This window comes from Clostridium sp. AM34-11AC (genome assembly GCF_003435375.1).
GTDB classification, from domain to species: Bacteria; Bacillota; Clostridia; order Lachnospirales; family Lachnospiraceae; genus Pilosibacter; species Pilosibacter fragilis.
The window spans coordinates 1-1,250 of sequence record NZ_QWGL01000097.1; the positions used below are offsets into that span (position 1 = coordinate 1).

Consider the following 1,250-nt stretch of genomic DNA (forward strand, 5'->3'; position numbering starts at 1 on the left):
ACGACAAACGCATGAATGATTGTCTACCACCAATTCTGTTTTCAGCTATTTTTAAGCTTCTAAAAGTTCTTCCAGATACTGAATTGGACGCATGCTAACTACGAACCTTTTCTTTCTCATCGACAACTTATGCCTTGTCATTTGTGCCGGCTTCAAAATACTTAGGCTCCATTTTCTTATGATATTCAAATTTTGTGCTGCCATTTTATCTAACGTTGTGTTTGCATCTTCCCGGAATGTTACATCCAAATGCCAGTGCATACTTTCTATACTCCAATGTCCTCTGACTGCACGACTGATCTGCTCTATATCTGCCTTTAAACTACTGATAAAATAACGATACTCTATCCTTCTCTTTCCATCCTTCTCTATCGTTTTCTTTTCCATCACGATACTGGACAGCCCTTTCCAGTTCTTTTTCTGACTTAACCATTTAATATCTTCTGTTTGATAATACTCCCTTATTTCAACCTGACCATGTGCCTTTTCCTGTGTCTTTTTGTAATTACCGCTCGCACGGATTCTTTTTTGAAACTCTTCATCCGAAAAGTATTCCTGCACATCCTCATACAGGCTGTTTTGATTTCTCTTCAATGCAAGAACATAATCTGCCCGTTTTTTCTTTATTTTTTCCGCTATTGCAGTCTGTGTTCCCATTGCATCAATCGTTACGGTCTGGCCTTTTATCTGGATCTTATCCAACAATTCTGGAATCACTACGATTTCATTGCTTTTTTCTTCAACAGCTTTTTGTCCAAGACAAAAACCATCCTCTTTACTCCACGCGGATACAATGTGAGCTGCCTTTCCAGCTCCCCTTTTATTGGAACGCATGGTTTTTCCATCAATACAGATGATTTTTTTCAGCAGCTCTCCATCATCCTGATTTAATCGGTCCTGCCATTTTCCATAGAGTTGTTGTAAGATTTCTGGTGATATCATCCCCATAACACGTCTGATCGTATCATGGGATGGAATCCCGTTCTTTAACTCGATATACTTACGAAGATAGTCCTGATAATTTTCCGCAAACAATGCCATTTCTACCCAGTCATCCGCATTCGCTAACGTTGCGAACAACACAATAACAAGAATATCTTTTAATGTGTGACGAATTTTTCTTTGCTGGCGATCATCTTCTATGTATTCCAGCCAATCTAATAATTCCTGCATATACCAACGCCCCTTTTCTTTTAATTTTACCAGAAAAGGGGCATGTTCACAATTTATTTACTCATGCGTTTTTCGTG

General features: G+C 38.6%; 1 protein-coding gene. It reads right to left on the reverse strand.

Translation table 11 applies throughout. The annotated features are described in order from the left end of the window. Nucleotides 1-51: 51 nt before the first annotated feature. A complete protein-coding gene (locus DW826_RS17900) occupies nucleotides 52-1,173 on the reverse strand; it encodes an ISAs1 family transposase (protein ID WP_009259881.1) in 1,122 nt (373 codons plus the stop codon). Between the last annotated feature and the right edge of the window lie 77 nt (nucleotides 1,174-1,250).

Bases quoted from the DNA above. Each gene is read 5' to 3' on its own strand.
- DW826_RS17900 (WP_009259881.1), bottom strand. From the start codon at position 1,173: ATGCAGGAATTATTAGATTGGCTGGAATACATAGAAGATGATCGCCAG.